We start from the raw sequence: 16,852 nt of genomic DNA on the forward strand, positions 1-16,852 counted from the left end.
TGACCGAGAGAGAGCCGGTTTTGCGTTTCTGGGTGTTGTCGACGAGTAGTGAACGAAACACCCACTCGCCGGGACGCCTTACGGCTTCTCGGCGTCGGTTCGGTCGCGTCGCTCGCAGGCTGTTCTAGCATCCTCGGCGGCGGTGGCGGCGAGAACTCCATTCGCATCTCCGGCGGCGTCGGTCCCCTGCCGATGGTGCAGGTGTGGGCCGAAGCGTACGAGCAGGACCACGACGTCTCCATCGACATCTCCGGCGGCGGCACCGGCGTCGGCGTCTCCGACGTGCTGAACGACCAGGTCGACGTCGCGATGATGGGGCGCGCACCCACCGCTGAGGAGCGCGAACAGGGCCTGTTCGCGGTGCCGATGCTCCGCGACACCGTCGTCGGCACCGTCAACCCGGAGAACCCCGTGCTCGACGCGATTCAACGGCAGGGGCTCTCCCGGGCCGACCTGGAGGCCATCTTCACCCGCGAAGTCACGACGTGGGGCGAGGTCGTCGACGCGGAGTCCGACGCCGAAATCACGGTGTACGGGCGCTCGGACGCCTCCGCCGCGTACAAGAAGTGGGCGACGTTCCTCGGGGGCTACACGCAGAGCGAGCTCTCCGACCAGAGCGACGGGAACTTCGACGGCGACCAGCAGGTCGCACAGGCCATCGGCCAGGAGCCCACGGCCATCGCGTTCAACAACGTCAACTACGTCTGGGACTTCGAGACCGGCGAACTCTCCGGGAACGTCCGCCCCATCCCGCTCGACCTCAACGACAACGACACGCTCGACGAGAACGAGTCGTTCTACGGCTCCCGCGACGAGTTCCTCGCCGCGGTCGAGGACGGCACGTATCCCGCGCCGCCCGCCCGCGAGATGTTCCTCGCGTCGAAGAACGGCTTCGACGACACCGCCAAGCAGTTCGTCGAGTGGGTGCTGACCGGCGGCCAGTCGATGGTCCGCGACAACGGCTACGTGCCGCTGGACCAGAGCCGCCTCGAGGAAGCCCAGCAGAAACTCGAAGACGGAGCGTGAGCGCGTAGATGAGTTCAGACGGGAGCAAACTGCGTCGCCGGCTGGCCGTGGAGGGAGTGAGCGGCGCCTGGTTCCGCGCCGCGGGCTACTTCGCCGTCCTCGTGTTCGCGCTCATCGGGGCGACGCTCGTCTGGAAGTCCCTGCCCATCATCTCCCAGTACTCGGTCGTCGAGTTGCTCACGTCCGCGACGTGGGACCCGGCGCAGAACCGCTTCGGCTTCATGCCCGCCATCGTCGGGACCGTCGCCGTCTCCGTCATCTCGATGGTCATCGGCGCGCCCATCGCCATCCTCACCGCCATCTACCTCGCCGAGTACGCCACCGACCCGTGGAAGTCCGTCATCTCCACGTTCGTCGACGCGCTGGCGGCGATTCCGGGCGTCGTCTTCGGGCTGGTCGGCCTCATCGTCGTGGTGCCGTTCGTCAGGGAGTACCTCGCGCCGGCGTTCGGCGCGGACAGCGCCGGCCAGGGCATCCTCACCGCGAGCCTCGTGATGAGCATCATCGTGACGCCGTTCATCGTCTCGCTGACCGTCGAGTCGCTGGAGTCGCTCCCCCACGAGCTCCGCGAGGCGACGCTCTCGCTCGGGGCGACCGAGTGGGAGGTGACGAAACACGTCCTCCTGCGGGCGGCGGGCCCGGGAATCCTCTCGGCGCTGTTGCTGGGCTTCGGGCGCGTCTTCGGCGCGACCATCGTCCCGGCGATGCTCATCGGGAGCCAGACCGTCCTCCCGGAGAGCGTCTTCTCGCCCGGGCAGACGCTCACGACGGTCATCGTCAACGACTTCGGCGAGCTGATGTCGCTGCCGCTGACCCAGTCGGCGCTCATCTTCGTCGGCCTGCTGTTGCTCGTCGTCGTCTGGCTGTTCAACTTCGCCGCGATGCTGCTGCGGCGGCGCCTCGAACGGAGGTGGCAGTACTGATGGACCGCTACACCGAGCAGCGAATCGTCGACGGGCTCGTGCGCGTCGCGACGGCCATCGTGCTCGCCGTGCTGGCGCTGGTGGTCGGCGTGACGGTCGTGCGCGGCGGCGGCGCGCTGCTCGCGAACCCCGGCATCGTCGTCACGCCGCCCGGCTCGACGTACATGCTCGACGGGACGGGCGGCTTCCTGCACGCGGTGCTGGGGAGCCTGCTCATCGTCGTGCCTGCGACGGTCGCCTCGACGGTGCTCGCGATTTCGACCGCGGTGTACCTCCAGTCGGACTACTCCAGCGAGCGGTTCGCGGAGTACGCCAACCTCTTCCTGAACGTCCTCTGGGGGACGCCGCCCATCGTCTACGGCGTGTTCGTGCTGACGATTATGATCGCCGCGGGCACCCGAGCGAGTATGCTGGCGGGCATCCTCTCCATCACCGTCTTCCAGTACCCGATTATCACCCGCTACACGGACGAAGCGCTGCGCTCGGTGCCGACCGAGCTGAAAGAGACCACCTACGGGCTCGGGTCGACGCGCTTCGAGACCATCCGCGTCGCGGCGCGCGCAGCGCTCCCCGGCGTCGTCGCCGGCGTCATCATGGGCTTCGCCCGCGGCATCGGCGACGCCGCGACGGTCCTGTTCACCGCCGGCGGGAGCACCTCGATGCCCGGCGGCCTGCTCGAACCGGCGACGACGCTCCCGATTCTCATCTTCCAGCAGGCGACCTCCTTCAACGCGGAGGTGCGCTCGCACGCCTACGCGGCCTCGTTCGTCCTCATCGTGGCCGTGCTTGCGCTCATCGGCGCGTCGAAACTGCTCGCGGGACGGTTCGCCCGCTTCACACCCGGAGGCCAACGCGAATGACCGAGACTGACACCGCCATCGAGACCGACGACCTGCGCGTAACGTACACCGGCGACCAGCCCGTGGAGGCGCTGAAAGGCGTCTCCGTGGGGTTCGCCGAGAACGAACTGACGACCATCATCGGGCCGTCGGGCTGCGGGAAGACGACGCTGTTGAAGTCGCTGAACCGCCTCCACGACATCGAGCCGAACGCCGAGGTCTCGGGCGACGTGCTCGTCGAGGGCGAATCCCTCTACGACACGGACCGGCCGGTCCCCGAGATTCGCCGGAAAGTGGGGTACGTCCCGCAGAAGCCGACGCCGCTGCCGATGTCGATCTACGACAACGTGGCCTACGGGGCGAAGCTCCACGACGACTACTCGACGGCGGAGCTGGACGACCTCGTCGAGGAGAGCCTCCGGAAGGCGAACCTCTGGAGCGAGGTCGAGGACCGCCTCGACGCCCCGGGGGCGAGTCTCTCCGCGGGACAGATTCAGCGGCTCTGCCTGGCGCGCTCGCTGGCCGTCGACCCCGACGTGTTGCTCTGCGACGAGGTCACGTCGGCGCTGGACCCGGTCTCCGCGAAGGAGGTCGAGGACACGCTCGAAGCGCTCAAGTCCGAGTACAGCATCGTGATGGTGACTCACAGCATGGAGCAGTCCCAGCGCATCGCCGACACGGTCGTCTTCCTCTACCTCGGCGAGCTCGTCGAGAAGACCGACGTGGAGACGTTCTTCGAGGACCCGGACAGCGAGCGCACCGAGCGGTTCGTCGCCGGCGAAACCATCGTCGACACGCGGTAGCAGACCGCGTCGCCGGCGCGAAGACGGAAGGACTCGAAGGACGGACCGGGCTCGTTAGTCGCGGACCAGCCGCATCGTGACGCCGACCGCGGCGAGCGCCGCGAGGACGCCGACGACGAACGGAACCGGTTGCGACAGGCCCGACCCCCACTCCCAGTCGAAGAGGACGGACCCGCCGACGGCGACGATGACTGCGGCGAGGCCGACGAGCGTGCCGAGGCGCGAGTCAGTGCGGGGGAGCATACCAAACGCCTACGAAGCCGGCGGATAAACAGCCCGCGCAGGGCTCCACGAGCTGGAACTGCGCGTTTGCTTTTATCAACGCGGGTGGCAACGTTTCGATGGAACGAGTGAATGAGGACGTGCGCGAAATCAGCGGGCTGCTGGCCGACGAGACCGCCCAGCAGATTCTCGTCGAAACGAACGACGACCCGATGTCCGCCGAGGAGCTGAGCGACGCGTGCGGGGTCTCACCGCAGACCGTGTATCGGCGGCTCGAACGACTCCGGGAATACGACATGGTATCTGAAGCGGTCGAACTGGACGACGACGGCCATCACCACAAAGTGTACACAGCGACGCTCGACCGGGTGACGATTACGTTGACCGCGGACGGGTTCAGCGTCGAGCTGTCGCTGCGCGAGCGGATGGCCGCTCGCTTCACGGCGTTCGTTCGCGAGGTGCGTGACCGATGAGCCTGCTCGAACTGAGTCCGGCGCTCCGGTCGCAGGTCGCGCTCGCGCTCACGGTGACGTCGACGGTGCTGGGGCTCGCCGTCGGGTATCTCGCGCTGCGCGGGTACTGGCAGAGCCGGAGCCGGCCGATGCTGTTCGTCGCCGTCGGGTTCTTCCTCGTGTTCTGGACGCCCGTGTTGCTGGTCGCCGGCCCGTACCTCAGCCCGCTCCTCGGGCCGTTCGTCTACGGCGTGTTGGGGGAGGTCAGCCGCATCCTCGGGCTGCTCTCGATTCTGTACGGGCTGCGGATGCCCTACCTCCAGCGGGATTCGTCGTAGGCCGCTCGACGGCACGGACCGTAGTCACGCCGGGAGCGCCATCAGACCGGGCGACCTGTGTGAATATCTTCGGGAGAAAGGCTTTGAGTGTCGGTGGTAGAGTCGTATCCGCATGTGTTTAGGCAAACCTAAAAATTCGAGTCGGCGGACAAACGACTCCGGGCTGTCCACTCGGGCGCCCCAGACGAAACGACCACCATGATTCGAACGCACCTCCAGCACCTCCACCACGCAATCGACGAGCAGACGCTCCCCATTCGGGCCGGCATCACACTCGCAGCGGTGGCCTCGCTGCCGCTTTTCGGGAACACGGTCCGCGCGCTCGGCGCCTGGCTCGGGCTCGGCCGACTCGTCCTACCGCTGCTGATACTGGCACACGTTCCGGCCGTCGTCGGCGTCATCGCCATCTGGTCGATCGGCTGCGACCTCTGCCGCACGGAGGATGCGACGTGACCGCGACCGACTTCGACGCGGAGCGAGCGTACGACGACGACCAGTTCTCGGCCGTCGAGGTGTTCGCCAGCGACCGGATGAAAGTCGTCTGCGGGTACTTCCAGCCGGGACAGTTCATCCCCGTCCACGGACCCAAAAGCGACGTCGCGATTCACGTCCAGTCCGGGTCCGGTATCGTCCGCGACGGCGACGACGAACACGCCGTCGAACCCGGCGACGTCGTCGTGGTCGAGGCGGGCACCGACCGGGGCGTGAGAGCCGACGCCGACGCCCAACTGGAGGCACTGCTGGTCACCGCGCCGCCGCCGACCGACGCCGAACACGAGCCGGTGCGGAGGGGCCTCAAGCAAGACGACTTCGACCCACTAAACCGATGACGACACAGATTCGGACGCTCGACGAACTCGACGGTGAACCGCACGCCAACCCCTTCCCGGACGCCGAGCCGAAGACCGTCCGGCTCACCCTCGGAGCGGGCGAGTCGGTGCCGCCGCACGCGCACCCGGGACGGGAAATCGTCTTCCACCTCCTCGAAGGCGAAATCGAGCTGACGCTCGGCGACGACACCCACCAGCTGTCGGCCGGCGACATCGCCCGCTTCGATGGCGACCAGCAGATTGCGCCCGAGGCGGTCAGCGACAGCACCGCCGTGCTCGTCCTCGCGACCAGCACGGACGGCGAGGACTGACCGCTGCCCCCGCTGGCGGCCGGTCGCGCTGCTTACCGGTCCTTTGACGGTGGCGAGAGCGAATCGGGTCCGATTCGAACTCCGGTGTGTACCCGCGCCAGAGGGGCAGACCACTACGTTTGAAATGGGCGAAGGGAAACCACGTAGTGACACGGACAGTGACCCGCCCACCACGCGACACCGGCGAGCGAGCGGGGGAGAGGCGATGAGTGACGGGGACCGGGACGTTCTGGTCGTCGGCGACACGACGATCGACCTCTATCCGGCGGCCGGGGACGCCGTCGCCCCGGGGAGCCGGCTGGAGTGGCACGTCGGCGGGACGGCGGCGAACGTCGCTCGGTGGGCGGCCTCGCTGGGCAGCGACGCCGGCCTGCTCACGAACATTGGTACCGACGCCGTCGGCGAGATGGCCGCAGAGCATCTCGGCGAGGGACCGGTCGACACGACGCACGTGACGCGGGTCGACGGGACGTCCCCGCTCACGCTGCAGGTCCCGACCGAGGACGGCGAGCGCTGGAACGCCTGGATTGCCGGCAGCTGTTACGGCTTCACGCCGCCGGGCGACGCGGCGGGGCTGGTGGCGCCCTACGAGTGGGTGCACTTGGAGGGCGTGACGCTGCCGGCGGACGTGAACCAGTCGGCCGTGCGACGGCTCGCCGCGGCGGCCGCGGACGGCGACACCCGCGTCTCGTTCGACCTGAACGGGCGGCGGAACCAGTGGACCACGCCGGACGCCTACCGGCGGGCGCTACGGGAGGTCCTCCGGCACTGCGACCTGATTTTCGCCGGCGCGGACGACCTCGCGGTGGCGGGCGTCGAACGCACGCCCGCGGGACTGCTCGAACTGCTGCCCCGCGACCACTCGGCGACGGCGTTCCTCACGGACGGACCGGCAGCGACGACGGCGCTCACCGTCGACGACGGCGCAGTCACCGAGCGCGCGACCGCGACGCCACCGACGACGACGGTCGCTACCACGGCCGGCGCCGGTGACGGGTTCGCCGGGGCGGTCCTCGCCGCGCGCCACGGCGGCGTCTCGGACCTCGGGGAGCTGGCGACAATCGGGAACGCGGCTGGTGCGGCCGCCGTCTCGACGGTCGGGCCGTTCGCCGGCGACGGCATCGACGCCATCGAACGACTGCTTTGAGGGCTTCCCGCGCCGAAGCGCGAGGACTCTTCGGTCTATTCGACGAGTTGGATGGTGTTGCCGTTCGAGGTGACGTGGAGGTCGCGACCGACCTTGTACCCCTGACTCTCCGCGAGGCTGACGTACGGTGCGAACCCCTTCATGTTCTGGTGGGCCGGAATGATGTGCTCGGGCCGGAGAGTCTCCAGCATCTCGTAGTGGCCTTCCTCGCGGAGGTGGCCGGAGACGTGGATGTCGTCGTAGATGCGCGCGCCCTGCATCCGCAGCAGCTGTTCGCTCTGGTAGCGCTGACCCTCGTTAGTGGGCTCGGGAATCACGCCCGCGGAGAAGATGACCTTGTCGCCCTCTTCGAGGTCGTAGGCGGTTTCCCCGCGGCCCATGCGGGTGAGCATCGCGCGCGGCTCGCCTTGATGGCCCGTGACGATGGGCAGGAAGTTCTCCTTGCCCTCGTTCATGATGCGCTCGAAGGCGCGGTCGACGCTCTTGCGGTGCCCGAACATCCCCAGGTCGTTCGTGAACGAGACGGCGCCGATGCGTTCGGCCGCGCCGGAGTACTGCTCCATCGAGCGGCCGAGCAGAATCGGCTCCCGCCCGATGTCCTTCGCGAACTCCACGAGGCTCTTCACGCGAGCGATGTGGCTCGCGAACGTCGTGGCGACGATGCCGCCGTCGTAGTCCTCGACGCTCTCCATGACGTCCTTGAGTTCGCTGCGCGCGACGCTCTCGGAGGGCGTGCGGCCCTTCCGCCCTGCGTTCGTGCAGTCCTCGACGTAGCAGAGGACGCCCTCGCCCTCCCGCCCGATCTCGCGGAACCGCTCCACGTCGATGGGGTCGCCGATGATCGGGTCGTGGTCCATGCGCTTGTCGAGGCCGTAGACGACTGCGCCCTCGGGCGTGTGCAGCACCGGATTGATAGCGCCGATGACGGAGTGCGTGACGTTGACGAATTCGAGTTCGCACTCCTCGCCGATGTCCATCGTTTCGCCAGCCTCCATTTCGACGAGGTCGTTGTTCACGTCGAACTTCTGTTCGCCCTCGATCTGGCCTTTCACGAGCTCCAGCGTGTACGGCGAGGCGACGATGGGTGCGTCGTAGCGGTGCGCGAGCTTGCTGATTGCGCCGATGTGGTCGAGGTGACCGTGCGTCGGCACAATCGCTCGAACGTCCCCGTCGAGGTCGTTCATGATGCGGTCGTCGGGAATGGCGCCCATGTCGATGAGGTCCAGCGAGTGCATGCCCTCCGTCTGGACGTTGTCGTGAATCAGTACCTTCGAGAGGTTGAGGCCCATGTCGAAGACGACGATGTCGTCCCCGGCGCGGACCGCAGTCATCTGCCGCCCGACTTCCTCGTAGCCGCCGATTGTCGCGATTTCGATTTCCATAGTAGGTCCGATCAGAGCAGTCCCAGTACCCCGTGAGGAGAACGCCCGAGAGAGGAGAGCAGGGGGAACGAACGCGAGCGACGACAGCGGACAGCGGCGTGTGACGGCCGGTGGCTGCGTCCAGCTAGCGCGGTCACCCGACTCGGGGACGACGCGTGTTTCGGTTACCTCACTGTAGCGACCCCTCGCTTAAATACCCCGGGAAGGAGAGCGCCGACTCGACCAGCATCGAGTGAGGCTTCGCGCGCCTCCAGAATGTCTTTTGACCGATAGGTTCATCATCGAAGTGGCCTACCTTCGGGGTGATGTCCGCCCTCCGGTCCGCGCTGTTCGATTGGGACGCGGCCCGCGTCTCCAGAGTTGTCGTCGCCGGACTAGCCCTGTATCTCGCCCAGCGTATCGCAGACGGGTTCTTCGCCGAATTAGGGGCGGTAGTCGTACTCTGCGTCGTGCTCGACCTCGCGTGGGTGGTCGCGAAGCGCATCTCGAACCGCTGACCACCGAGCCACCGGAGATACGTGTTCCCGGCCGGCCGGAGAAACGTCGAAACAGTCGTCTACGGACCCTAGCTCGTGTAGTCGTCGGGCTGGCTCCGCCTCGTTCCGAGTGGCCCCGCCCTGAGGTTCCAGTAGCGTCCTGCTCGACGGCGTTCGTGGGTCGCACTCGCGGCCCAAATTACTATGCGCGGTCGCCGAGAAGTTGCCGAGGAAATGTCAATTGACATCGAGGCCGCGGTGGTCCACGAGGAGGGCGGAGCGTTCGAAATCGAAGACGCGACCCTCGAAGAACCGCGGGCCGACGAGGTGCTCGTCCGCGTCGTCGGCGCCGGCGTCTGTCACACCGACCTGATCGTCCGCGATCAGCTGTACCCGACGCCGCTCCCGGCAGTCCTCGGGCACGAGGGAGCCGGCGTCGTCGAGCGAGTCGGGTCGAACGTCAGCCGCGTCGAGCCCGGCGACCGCGTCGTGATGAGCTTCGACTACGACGGCACCTGTCCGAGCTGTTGGGACGGCCACCCCGCGTACTGCGCGTCGTTCTTCGAGCACAACTTCGGCGGCGCCCGTCCGACAGACGAGACCTCCCCCATCTCGCAGAACGATGCGCGCGTCAGCGGGCGCTTCTTCGGGCAATCCTCGTTCGCGACGCACGCGATCGCGACCGAGCGGAACGTCGTCCCCGTCGATGACGACGTCCCGCTGGCGATGCTCGGTCCGCTGGGCTGTGGCATTCAGACCGGCGCGGGCGGCGTCATCAACTCGCTGGACCCGCAGGCCGGCTCGTCGATAGCGGTCTTCGGCGCCGGGTCGGTCGGCCTGTCGGCCGTCATGGCCGCCGACGTCAAGGGCTGCACCGACGTCGTCGCCGTCGACCTCAAGGAGAACCGCCTCGGGAAAGCCAGTGAACTCGGCGCGACGCGGACGCTGAATCCCGACGACGTAGACGACGTGGTCGAGACGCTCCAGGCGGACTACGGCGGGGTCGACTACGCCCTCGAAACGACCGGTGTTCCGGCGGTCGCCAAGCAGGCGACCGACGTGCTCACGCAGCGCGGGACAGCCGGGGTCATCGGCGCTCCGGAGCTCGGGGCGGAGGCCAGCTACGACGTCAACGACCTCATCCTGAACGGCCGAAACATCACGGGCATCGTCGAGGGCGACTCGGACCCCCAGCAGTTCATCCCCGACCTCGTGGAGCTGTACCGGCAGGGGAAGTTCCCCTTCGACGAGCTCATCACCTACTACGACTTCGAGGACATCGAACAGGCGGTCGCGGACTCCGAGAGCGGAGAGACTATCAAGCCGGTTCTCCGCGTCAGTGAGCCCTGAGACGCAATCCCAGCTCAACCGCGACGCGACGTCCGGAAACGTCCGCCGCGCCGCAATCACGAGACGAAGGGAGTCCCGTAGCACCTTACGGTGCCAGTCGGCTGCCCCGTCGGGAAAGAGAATATGCGCGAAGCGCAGGTATCCGTAGACATGGCCAGCGACGAAGACAGGGGCTCCGACGGCGAACCGGAGAAAAACGAGTGGCTCGACCGCATCGTCAACTTCCTCGCCACCTACCTCCCCTGACCGCCGCAACGACGCGGCAGCCCGCGGAAGCTCGTCGCGCGGCAGCGGTCGCTCCGACGAGAGCGCTGCACGGCTCCGAGCGACGCTGCGAACCGTCGCTGGATACTTCACCGTGAGCCTACAGGAATCCAGTGATGCCTTCCACGTCTCGCCGTGACGCACTTCGACTCCTCGGGCTGGCCGGCGCCGCCAGCGTCGCCGGCTGTAGCGCGCTCGGACTCGACTCGGGACCGAACGAGCAACCACCTGACGCGGTCGGGACGACGTGGACGCCCGCCGCCGACAGCTGGCCGTTCGAGGCCGCGAATCTACAGAACACGGCACGGAGTCCACGCGGCGCGGGGACACAGCCGACTGTCGAGTGGCAGAACCACCGCCCGGAGGACCGACTGGGTCCGTTCCTGTCCGGCGAACTCGTCGCGGCGACGCCACAGCGCGTGTTCGCATCCGCCGAATTCGAGAACGAACGCCGCCTCGACGCCTACGACGCCGTCACCGGCGACCACCTGTGGAACCGGTCCCTCGGCGATTCGTCGGACTACTCCGTGCTACGGTTCGGCGGGCTCGTGGACGGGACGATGTACCTGGCCGGGAGCGGCGCCGAAGTCGTCGCCGTCGATGCGGCCGACGGGACGGTCCGCTGGCGGCGAAACCTCGGCGAACACGTCGCGAGCGAGGTCCCCGAGAAGTACCTGTCCGCGTCGACGTCGAGGACGGCCTTCTCGATGCTGTTGACGGCGACCCCGGAGACCGTCTACGTGCAGAGTCCGTACGGGATTCACGGGCTCGCGCCCGCTGACGGCGCCGAGCAGTGGCGAGTGTATCTCGGCCGACAGACCGAGAGCCCAGCACTGGAGGACCCGTACGGGCTGGCCGTGACCGACCGACGGGTGTGGGCGAGTTACGGCGGCCGCGTTCGCTCGCTGTTCGCGGTCGGGGTGTCCGAGGACGGCCCGGAAGTCCAGCGGGTGGAACTGCCGCTGGGGTTCCCCGCTGAGCCGGTCGTCACGGGCGACCGACAGGTCGCGCTCACTCACGACGTGACGTGGGCGACGAGCCCCGTGGAGACGCTGGCCGTCGGGGCGACGGGCGACGAGGTCGAGTGGCAGTTCCCGGGGTACGCGGGCGACGGCGCGGCCGCCTATTCGCCGCTGGCGACGGACGGCGAGCGCGCGTTCGTCTGTGCGAGCTACGAGCAGGCCGCGCAGTTCGTCGTCGTCGCGTTGCGCGCGTCCACGGGGAAACTCGAGTGGCTGCACCGCGAGTCGCTGGCGAACGAGGACGTCGCGGTGAGTGAGGGCCGCGAGTTCCGGCTCTGTCAGCCCGCGGTCGCCGGCGACACGCTGCTGGTCGGCTACGGAACGGCTCCCGAGCAGGAGACCGGGCACGGCGAACTTCTCGCGCTCGCACGCCGGGACGGCGGCGTCGAGTGGCGGACCGACCTCTCAGTCGCTCCGCAGGACCTGCAGGTGACGAGTGCCGGCCTCTACGTCGGCGGGCAACGGGGGAGCGTCCTCGCACTGACGAACTGAGAGAGTGTGTGGTGGCTCACTCGCGAGCGAGGAGGTAGCCGACCAGCGCGCCGACGAGGACTGTGCCACCGTACGTCGGGATGAGGCCGAGCGCGCCGAGGAGAATCGGCGTGAGGACGAACAGGAGCAAATCGGAGAGGGCTTGCACGAGCGGGGAGGCCCCGGCCACCGGCTCGAACGGATTCCCGCGGGCGACGACGAGGGCGAGTTCGAGCACGTAGAACGGCACGGGGAGCGCGAGGAGGCCGACGAGCGCGCCGACCAGCGTGCCGCGAGACGGCGAGCGCGCGCCGTCGAGGCGCCCCCAGAACAGCCGCGCGAGCAGGTAGCCGCCGAGGAAGCCGCCGACCACGAACAGCCAGAGGAGGCCGGCGGGCGGGGCGAACCCGCGTCCCGCGAGGAACGCCCGGACCGGTGCGAGCAGGACGAACGCGAGCGCGAATCCGCCGCCGGTGACGGCAAACGTCCACGCGGGGTTTCGGCGAGCGAGTTTCAGCAGCGTCTGTGCCATGAGCACCCGAATGCGGACCGCCTGAATAACTGTTCCCCAGTGATGCGGACGCGCCGCAACGTGGCTGATTCGGCGTCACTGGTGGCCCACCAGTAGGAATATTTGGGTGCTGTCCCGACAAACGACCGTGCCCTCCGCGAGCGACGTCGAACGACCGGCGGCAGCGGTGAGCGTCGTCCGGCGGTATCACCGACGCGAGCGGCTGTTGAGCTGGGTCGTCGTCGCGGTCGTCGTCGGACTGTTCGTCGGGGCGTACGTCGTGGCTTCGCTGGTGCCCGCGGTGGTCGTCGGCGTCGGGCTGCTCGTCCTCGTTCGCGCGCCGGTACTCCGGCCGTCCGGGACGGTGCGGCTCCGGACCGAGGCGGACGTGGCGAGCGTCGTGGATGCGTTCCGCGGGCCGACGCCGCCGGTGCTGGCGTTCCAGTGGGGAATCGCGGACGAGATCGCGACCGGCGACGACGGAGTGACGTACCGGGTGTCGTATCTGTTCGGGTCGCGCTCGACGGCGATGACCGTCCGGACCCGGACGGAGACGACGTCGGCGGACGCGCGGCGGGTGGAGCTAGAGATTACCGCGAACGGCCGGCCGTGGGCGACGTACACCGCGACGGTTCGCCGCGAGGACGGGCAGACAGTCGTCGACGTGGAGTACCGCTCGGACCGCCGGTTCGGGCTGCGCCGCCTCCCGCAGCAGCGGTACGCCGAGCGGTACCGGAACGAAACGCTCACCGCGCAGGGGTACGAGGTCGTCGAACGCGACTCGCAGTTCGGTTTCTAACTCCGGCGGGGCGAGTCGGGCTGTCCGACTGAGCTGCCCGCGTGCTAGGCCTCGGTGGGAATATCGCCGGGTGTGACGTCGAGCGTCCAGAGCGCGCTGCCGCCGACGAGGACTTGCACGAGCAGCGTGCCCGCGCGGTTGAGGACGAGCGCGGACGCTAACTCGCCGACGAGGTGCGGGGTGAGGGCGACGAGGAGGGCGCCAAGGGCGGCGTCCACCGGTCCGACACTGGCCGGCAGCGGGACGATGCGCGCGAACCCCGAGACGACGACGGCGACCGCTACGGCGGCCGGGGAGACGACGACGCCGACGGCGAGTAGGCTGGCGTACAGCGCGAGAATCCAGCAGAGCCGGACGGTGAGCGCCGTGCAGACGAGGAGAGCGAACCGGTGCCGGTCGCTCGCGAGGTCGCGCACGGACGCGTAGAACGTGTCGAGGGCGCGGCGCACGGCGTCAGCGTCGACCGGGCGACTGTACCTCGGCACGACCCGCACGAGAATCGGGTGCGTGTACGCCAGCAGCCCGCCGACGCCGCGCGCGACCCGGTCACGGGACCGGCCGAGAACGGCGACAGCGGCCGCCGCGACGGCGAGCACGACGACGAGCGCTGCGACGACTTCGAGCGCGGTGAACGGGCGCCGGCCGGTGGCGGGGAGCCCAGCGAGGCCCAGGACGCAGACCACCGCCGCGACGAGCATCACCACGAACTCCCAGCTGGTGACCGCAGCGAACGCCTCGCTGGCGGTTATCTCCTCGTGGCGGCTGACGGCGTAAACGACGAACCCGCTGCCGCCGACGTTGCCCGCCGGCAGGAAGGTGCGGACGACGGCCGCGCCGAAGAACGCTCGGCGGACGACTCGCGCGCGGCCGCCGCGCGCCGGAACGCCGAGCGCGAGCCGGACGCCCTCCGCCCCCGCGAGCAACGCCGCGAACACGCTGACGGGGACGAACGCGAAGACGACCGGGTCGGCGGTTCGCACGTCACGCAGGACGCGTTCCCAGCCGACGCCGAACACGAGCGCGGCGACGACGACGGCCGCGACGGCGAACCGGACGACAATGCGGCGACGGGCGCTCACGGGTGGACGTCTCCACGCACGACGAAAAACAATCGGGTTCAGTGACCCTGCGCAGCCCCCGGCCGACTCAGACGCCCCAGACGACGGCGATACCGACCGTTGCGACGACGGCCAGCAGCAACTGGAGCGGGCCGCCGACGCGCAGGAAGTCCGTGAACTCGTAGCCGCCCGGCCCGTACACCATCAGGTTCGTCTGGTAGCCGACCGGCGTCATGAACGACGTCGCGGACGCGAACATCACTGCCAGCAGGAACGCGAACTCGTTGGCGCCGAGCCGGGCGGCCGCGTCGACGCCGACGGGAATCATCAACACTGCCGTCGCCACCGGCGTGATGACGCTCGCCAGCAGTCCCGCGACGGCGTACAGCACGAACAGCACACCGACCAGTGGGAGGACGTCACCGGTCGCGACGAGGAACTCCGAGACGACGGCCGCGCCGCCCGTCGACTCCAGCGCGATGCCGAGCGGGATGACGCCCGCCAGCAGGAAGATGACGTTCCACGACACGGCGTCGTAGGCGTCCGCGGTCGTCAGACACCCCGTCACCACCATCGCGACGACGCCCGCCAGCGCCGCAATCACGATGGGCAGCAGGTCCAGCGCGGCGAGGCCGACGACGCTCGCGAGAATCCCGACCGCCAGCGGCGTCTTCGGCGACAGCGGCGCGATTTCGTCGGCGTCAGCGTCGGCCAGCTGGTCGAGTGCGCGCTCGTCGGCGACCACGAGGTCGCCGGTGTCCGTGAAGTATCGAATCGACGCCGGCGTCGTCCGCACGAGCAGTAAGTCGCCGGCCTGCAGCGTGCGGTCGTCGAGGTCCGTCCGGAGCAGGTCGCCGCCGCGGCGCACGGCGAGCACGCTCGTCTCGTGGTAGTCGTGGAGCCCGGTCTCGGCGACGGTCTCGCCCACGAACGGCGAGTGCTCCGGGACGACCGCTTTCGCGAGCGTGCCGTCGGTCGCGGCCGACTCGAACGTGTCCTCGGTCACCGTCTGGCGTCCCCGCTGCCCGAGCCCCGCGCTCTCGCGGAACTGGTTGACCGCCTGCAGCGAGCCGTGGACGACGAGGACGTCGTCGGCCTCGACGAGGCGGTCGGAGTGCGGGCCGGCGTACGCGTGCCCGTCGCGGCGCGCCTGCAGGATGCGAACGTCGGGGTGTGCGCTGTCGAACGCCTCCACGGACTGGCCGACGGCGGCGGAGTCCGGTCGGACGTGCGTCAACCGCCTCAGGGTCAAGCCCCGAGGCTTGTCAGTGGATTCCCGCTCTACCCGCGCAAGGCGGAAGGCGTGTAATCGCCGTTCGCGTTCAACATCCCTGACTTGAGGGCCAGTTGACTGGTGGCCCGTCCAGCACCAGACTTGAGCCAGTGCTGGACAAGCCGCCACCCAATATTTCGGGCGGCGTTGTAGTCTGCGTGCAGTTCCTTTCCACATTTCAGACACTCGAAGTCCTCACCATCACGGTTGTCCTCGTGCGTGAACCCGCAGTCACCGTGACTGCACCGCTGGCTCGTATACGCAGGTGCAACCATATCCGCGTCAATACCGTATTCTTCGGCTTTGTATTCGATATGACGTTGGAGTTCGCGGAACGCCCACTGCTGGAACTTACTGGCGTTCGAGATGCGCTCACGAATGTGCGTCAGGTTCTCGAACGCAATCGCCGTGCAGTCGTTCTCCACAGCTTCGCGGACGACGGCTTTCGACACGCGGTGGAGATAGTCCGAGCTCCATCGAGCGAACCGTGATCCGATACTTTTGATGGTGAGGTGTGCGGAGCGAGTGCCCGTCTGTTGGAGATTGCCGCGCCGACGCTCGTACTTATGGCGGCGGTGGTTGAGGTAGTCTGCGTTGCCGAGGAACGCTCCGGTGCTAGTGACGGCGAGATAGCCGTCCACGTTCAGGTCAACGCCGAGAACCACTCCGTTCTCGGTCAATTTGCCGCTAGAATCAGCGGGTTCGACTTCTTTCTCAACAGCAACGTGGAGGTAGTACGTGCCGTTCCGTTTGTGGAGCGTTGCTTCCCTGCGTTCCCACTCTGAAGTCCAATACTCCGCAAACGGCGTTCCCTCCTCGTCTTTGGGCGTGACGAACTCGGCTTTCACACGGTCACTGACTGTGGCGAGGGTGACATGGTCGTTGTTGTAGGTGATGGTACGCCCGTTGTACACGACAACTGAGCCTCGGAACTCGGGCTTGCTTGCCTTCTCGCCGTCGGCAAGGATGCGGTCTTTGCAGTTGCCAAGTGCGTCGGCGGCGAGGTTGCGGGCTGATTGGACAAGACTGGCTTGCAAACTGGTTTGCCCCCGGACAGCAGTGTAGGTTTGGTCGTGGAGCGTGTTCTTCGTGTCCTCGATTTCCGTTGGGTCGCCGCTCCATCCAGCGTCAGCGACGTACTGGGCTGCTTGACGGAATTGCTCGAACGTCTCATCAAGAACGCTGTGGGCGTCCTCGGGAACGTCGAGCTTTAGCTGGATGTTGCGGACAACCGCCATACTTCATTAGTATCCTTAGAAATACTTGAACGTATACATTTTAAGGGAGTCAGCATCGTCATCGTGCGTGGATTGCGTTATCAAGTGCCGGCTTCCTCCCCGACCTCAAGGGTCGGG

At 67.9% G+C, this 16,852-nt stretch carries 19 protein-coding genes and 1 pseudogene; 14 read left to right on the plus strand and 6 right to left on the minus strand.

Annotation, left to right across the window (positions count from 1 at the left end):
- Positions 1-48 precede the first annotated feature (48 nt).
- The 4 genes from ABSL23_RS00735 to ABSL23_RS00750 are packed head-to-tail and all read left to right on the plus strand — an operon-like array spanning position 49 to position 3,591.
- Positions 49-1,026, plus strand: a complete 978-nt coding sequence (locus tag ABSL23_RS00735) for a substrate-binding domain-containing protein (RefSeq protein WP_353633282.1) — start codon at positions 49-51, stop codon at positions 1,024-1,026.
- An 8-nt stretch (positions 1,027-1,034) separates the two neighbouring features.
- Positions 1,035-1,949, plus strand: a complete 915-nt coding sequence (gene pstC, locus ABSL23_RS00740; RefSeq protein WP_353633283.1) for a phosphate ABC transporter permease subunit PstC — start codon at positions 1,035-1,037, stop codon at positions 1,947-1,949.
- On the plus strand, positions 1,949-2,809 hold the full coding sequence (locus ABSL23_RS00745) for an ABC transporter permease subunit (RefSeq protein ID WP_353633284.1): 861 nt from the start codon (positions 1,949-1,951) through the stop codon (positions 2,807-2,809). Before pstC ends, ABSL23_RS00745 begins: the two co-directional genes overlap by 1 nt.
- The gene (locus ABSL23_RS00750) at positions 2,806-3,591 is read left to right on the plus strand and encodes a phosphate ABC transporter ATP-binding protein (RefSeq protein ID WP_353633285.1); all 786 of its coding nucleotides are present in this window, start codon (positions 2,806-2,808) and stop codon (positions 3,589-3,591) included. The genes ABSL23_RS00745 and ABSL23_RS00750 overlap by 4 nt, the downstream gene beginning before the upstream one ends.
- A gap of 54 nt (positions 3,592-3,645) precedes the next feature.
- On the opposite strand, the gene ABSL23_RS00755 is transcribed toward ABSL23_RS00750, so the two are convergent.
- Positions 3,646-3,834: a multidrug transporter gene (locus ABSL23_RS00755; RefSeq protein ID WP_353633286.1), complete on the minus strand. Its 189-nt coding sequence runs from the start codon at positions 3,832-3,834 to the stop codon at positions 3,646-3,648.
- 98 nt (positions 3,835-3,932) lie between these two features.
- On the opposite strand from ABSL23_RS00755, the gene ABSL23_RS00760 reads away from it, so the two are divergent.
- The 6 genes from ABSL23_RS00760 to ABSL23_RS00785 all read left to right on the plus strand — a co-directional run bounded on the left by ABSL23_RS00760 (position 3,933) and on the right by ABSL23_RS00785 (position 6,891).
- Positions 3,933-4,286: a winged helix-turn-helix domain-containing protein gene (locus ABSL23_RS00760; RefSeq protein ID WP_353633287.1), complete on the plus strand. Its 354-nt coding sequence runs from the start codon at positions 3,933-3,935 to the stop codon at positions 4,284-4,286.
- The gene (locus tag ABSL23_RS00765; RefSeq protein ID WP_353633288.1) at positions 4,283-4,603 is read left to right on the plus strand and encodes a hypothetical protein; all 321 of its coding nucleotides are present in this window, start codon (positions 4,283-4,285) and stop codon (positions 4,601-4,603) included. Before ABSL23_RS00760 ends, ABSL23_RS00765 begins: the two co-directional genes overlap by 4 nt.
- Positions 4,604-4,801: 198 nt before the next feature.
- Positions 4,802-5,056: a hypothetical protein gene (locus tag ABSL23_RS00770; protein WP_353633289.1), complete on the plus strand. Its 255-nt coding sequence runs from the start codon at positions 4,802-4,804 to the stop codon at positions 5,054-5,056.
- Complete coding sequence (locus ABSL23_RS00775; RefSeq protein ID WP_353633290.1) at positions 5,053-5,433, plus strand: cupin domain-containing protein; 381 nt, start codon at positions 5,053-5,055, stop codon at positions 5,431-5,433. Before ABSL23_RS00770 ends, ABSL23_RS00775 begins: the two co-directional genes overlap by 4 nt.
- Complete coding sequence (locus ABSL23_RS00780) at positions 5,430-5,744, plus strand: cupin domain-containing protein (RefSeq protein WP_353633291.1); 315 nt, start codon at positions 5,430-5,432, stop codon at positions 5,742-5,744. The genes ABSL23_RS00775 and ABSL23_RS00780 overlap by 4 nt, the downstream gene beginning before the upstream one ends.
- A 205-nt stretch (positions 5,745-5,949) precedes the next feature.
- Positions 5,950-6,891, plus strand: coding sequence for a PfkB family carbohydrate kinase (locus ABSL23_RS00785; protein WP_353633292.1), 942 nt, complete (start codon positions 5,950-5,952; stop codon positions 6,889-6,891).
- A gap of 35 nt (positions 6,892-6,926) precedes the next feature.
- Here the strand turns inward: ABSL23_RS00785 and ABSL23_RS00790 are convergent, their stop codons facing one another.
- Positions 6,927-8,273 (minus strand): RNase J family beta-CASP ribonuclease, encoded by a 1,347-nt coding sequence (locus ABSL23_RS00790; RefSeq protein ID WP_353633293.1) that lies wholly within the window; start codon positions 8,271-8,273, stop codon positions 6,927-6,929.
- Between the two features lie 305 nt (positions 8,274-8,578).
- Between ABSL23_RS00790 and ABSL23_RS00795 the strand changes: the two genes are divergently transcribed.
- From ABSL23_RS00795 to ABSL23_RS00805, 3 genes are all read left to right on the plus strand, one after another.
- Positions 8,579-8,770, plus strand: a complete 192-nt coding sequence (locus ABSL23_RS00795) for a hypothetical protein (protein WP_353633294.1) — start codon at positions 8,579-8,581, stop codon at positions 8,768-8,770.
- Positions 8,771-8,989: 219 nt separating this feature from the next.
- A complete protein-coding gene (locus ABSL23_RS00800; protein ID WP_353633376.1) occupies positions 8,990-10,099 on the plus strand; it encodes an NAD(P)-dependent alcohol dehydrogenase in 1,110 nt (369 codons plus the stop codon).
- Positions 10,100-10,479: 380 nt separating this feature from the next.
- On the plus strand, positions 10,480-11,877 hold the full coding sequence (locus ABSL23_RS00805; RefSeq protein WP_353633295.1) for a PQQ-binding-like beta-propeller repeat protein: 1,398 nt from the start codon (positions 10,480-10,482) through the stop codon (positions 11,875-11,877).
- 16 nt (positions 11,878-11,893) lie between these two features.
- Here the strand turns inward: ABSL23_RS00805 and ABSL23_RS00810 are convergent, their stop codons facing one another.
- A complete protein-coding gene (locus tag ABSL23_RS00810) occupies positions 11,894-12,388 on the minus strand; it encodes a hypothetical protein (protein WP_353633296.1) in 495 nt (164 codons plus the stop codon).
- Between the two features lie 127 nt (positions 12,389-12,515).
- Here ABSL23_RS00810 and ABSL23_RS00815 point away from each other — a divergent pair, with 127 nt between their 5' ends.
- On the plus strand, positions 12,516-13,166 hold the full coding sequence (locus tag ABSL23_RS00815; RefSeq protein ID WP_353633297.1) for a hypothetical protein: 651 nt from the start codon (positions 12,516-12,518) through the stop codon (positions 13,164-13,166).
- Positions 13,167-13,210: 44 nt separating this feature from the next.
- Here ABSL23_RS00815 and ABSL23_RS00820 read toward each other — a convergent pair whose 3' ends face one another.
- The 3 genes and pseudogenes from ABSL23_RS00820 to ABSL23_RS00830 all read right to left on the minus strand — a co-directional run bounded on the left by ABSL23_RS00820 (position 13,211) and on the right by ABSL23_RS00830 (position 16,735).
- Positions 13,211-14,245 (minus strand): flippase-like domain-containing protein, encoded by a 1,035-nt coding sequence (locus ABSL23_RS00820; RefSeq protein WP_353633298.1) that lies wholly within the window; start codon positions 14,243-14,245, stop codon positions 13,211-13,213.
- Between the two features lie 67 nt (positions 14,246-14,312).
- Positions 14,313-15,461 (minus strand): annotated as a pseudogene (locus tag ABSL23_RS00825) (SLC13 family permease); the annotation flags it as partial.
- Between the two features lie 44 nt (positions 15,462-15,505).
- Complete coding sequence (locus tag ABSL23_RS00830) at positions 15,506-16,735, minus strand: transposase (RefSeq protein WP_353633299.1); 1,230 nt, start codon at positions 16,733-16,735, stop codon at positions 15,506-15,508.
- Between the last annotated feature and the right edge of the window lie 117 nt (positions 16,736-16,852).

Source organism: Halobacterium sp. NMX12-1, assembly GCF_040435975.1.
Taxonomy (GTDB): domain Archaea; phylum Halobacteriota; class Halobacteria; order Halobacteriales; family Halobacteriaceae; genus Halobacterium; species Halobacterium hubeiense.

Bases quoted from the DNA above. Each gene is read 5' to 3' on its own strand.
- ABSL23_RS00745 (WP_353633284.1), top strand. From the start codon at position 1,949: ATGGACCGCTACACCGAGCAGCGAATCGTCGACGGGCTCGTGCGCGTC.
- ABSL23_RS00805 (WP_353633295.1), top strand. From the start codon at position 10,480: ATGCCTTCCACGTCTCGCCGTGACGCACTTCGACTCCTCGGGCTGGCC.
- ABSL23_RS00750 (WP_353633285.1), top strand. From the start codon at position 2,806: ATGACCGAGACTGACACCGCCATCGAGACCGACGACCTGCGCGTAACG.
- ABSL23_RS00810 (WP_353633296.1), bottom strand. From the start codon at position 12,388: ATGGCACAGACGCTGCTGAAACTCGCTCGCCGAAACCCCGCGTGGACG.
- ABSL23_RS00790 (WP_353633293.1), bottom strand. From the start codon at position 8,273: ATGGAAATCGAAATCGCGACAATCGGCGGCTACGAGGAAGTCGGGCGG.
- ABSL23_RS00755 (WP_353633286.1), bottom strand. From the start codon at position 3,834: ATGCTCCCCCGCACTGACTCGCGCCTCGGCACGCTCGTCGGCCTCGCC.
- ABSL23_RS00760 (WP_353633287.1), top strand. From the start codon at position 3,933: ATGGAACGAGTGAATGAGGACGTGCGCGAAATCAGCGGGCTGCTGGCC.
- ABSL23_RS00795 (WP_353633294.1), top strand. From the start codon at position 8,579: ATGTCCGCCCTCCGGTCCGCGCTGTTCGATTGGGACGCGGCCCGCGTC.
- ABSL23_RS00770 (WP_353633289.1), top strand. From the start codon at position 4,802: ATGATTCGAACGCACCTCCAGCACCTCCACCACGCAATCGACGAGCAG.
- ABSL23_RS00785 (WP_353633292.1), top strand. From the start codon at position 5,950: ATGAGTGACGGGGACCGGGACGTTCTGGTCGTCGGCGACACGACGATC.
- ABSL23_RS00780 (WP_353633291.1), top strand. From the start codon at position 5,430: ATGACGACACAGATTCGGACGCTCGACGAACTCGACGGTGAACCGCAC.
- ABSL23_RS00765 (WP_353633288.1), top strand. From the start codon at position 4,283: ATGAGCCTGCTCGAACTGAGTCCGGCGCTCCGGTCGCAGGTCGCGCTC.
- ABSL23_RS00830 (WP_353633299.1), bottom strand. From the start codon at position 16,735: ATGGCGGTTGTCCGCAACATCCAGCTAAAGCTCGACGTTCCCGAGGAC.
- pstC (WP_353633283.1), top strand. From the start codon at position 1,035: ATGAGTTCAGACGGGAGCAAACTGCGTCGCCGGCTGGCCGTGGAGGGA.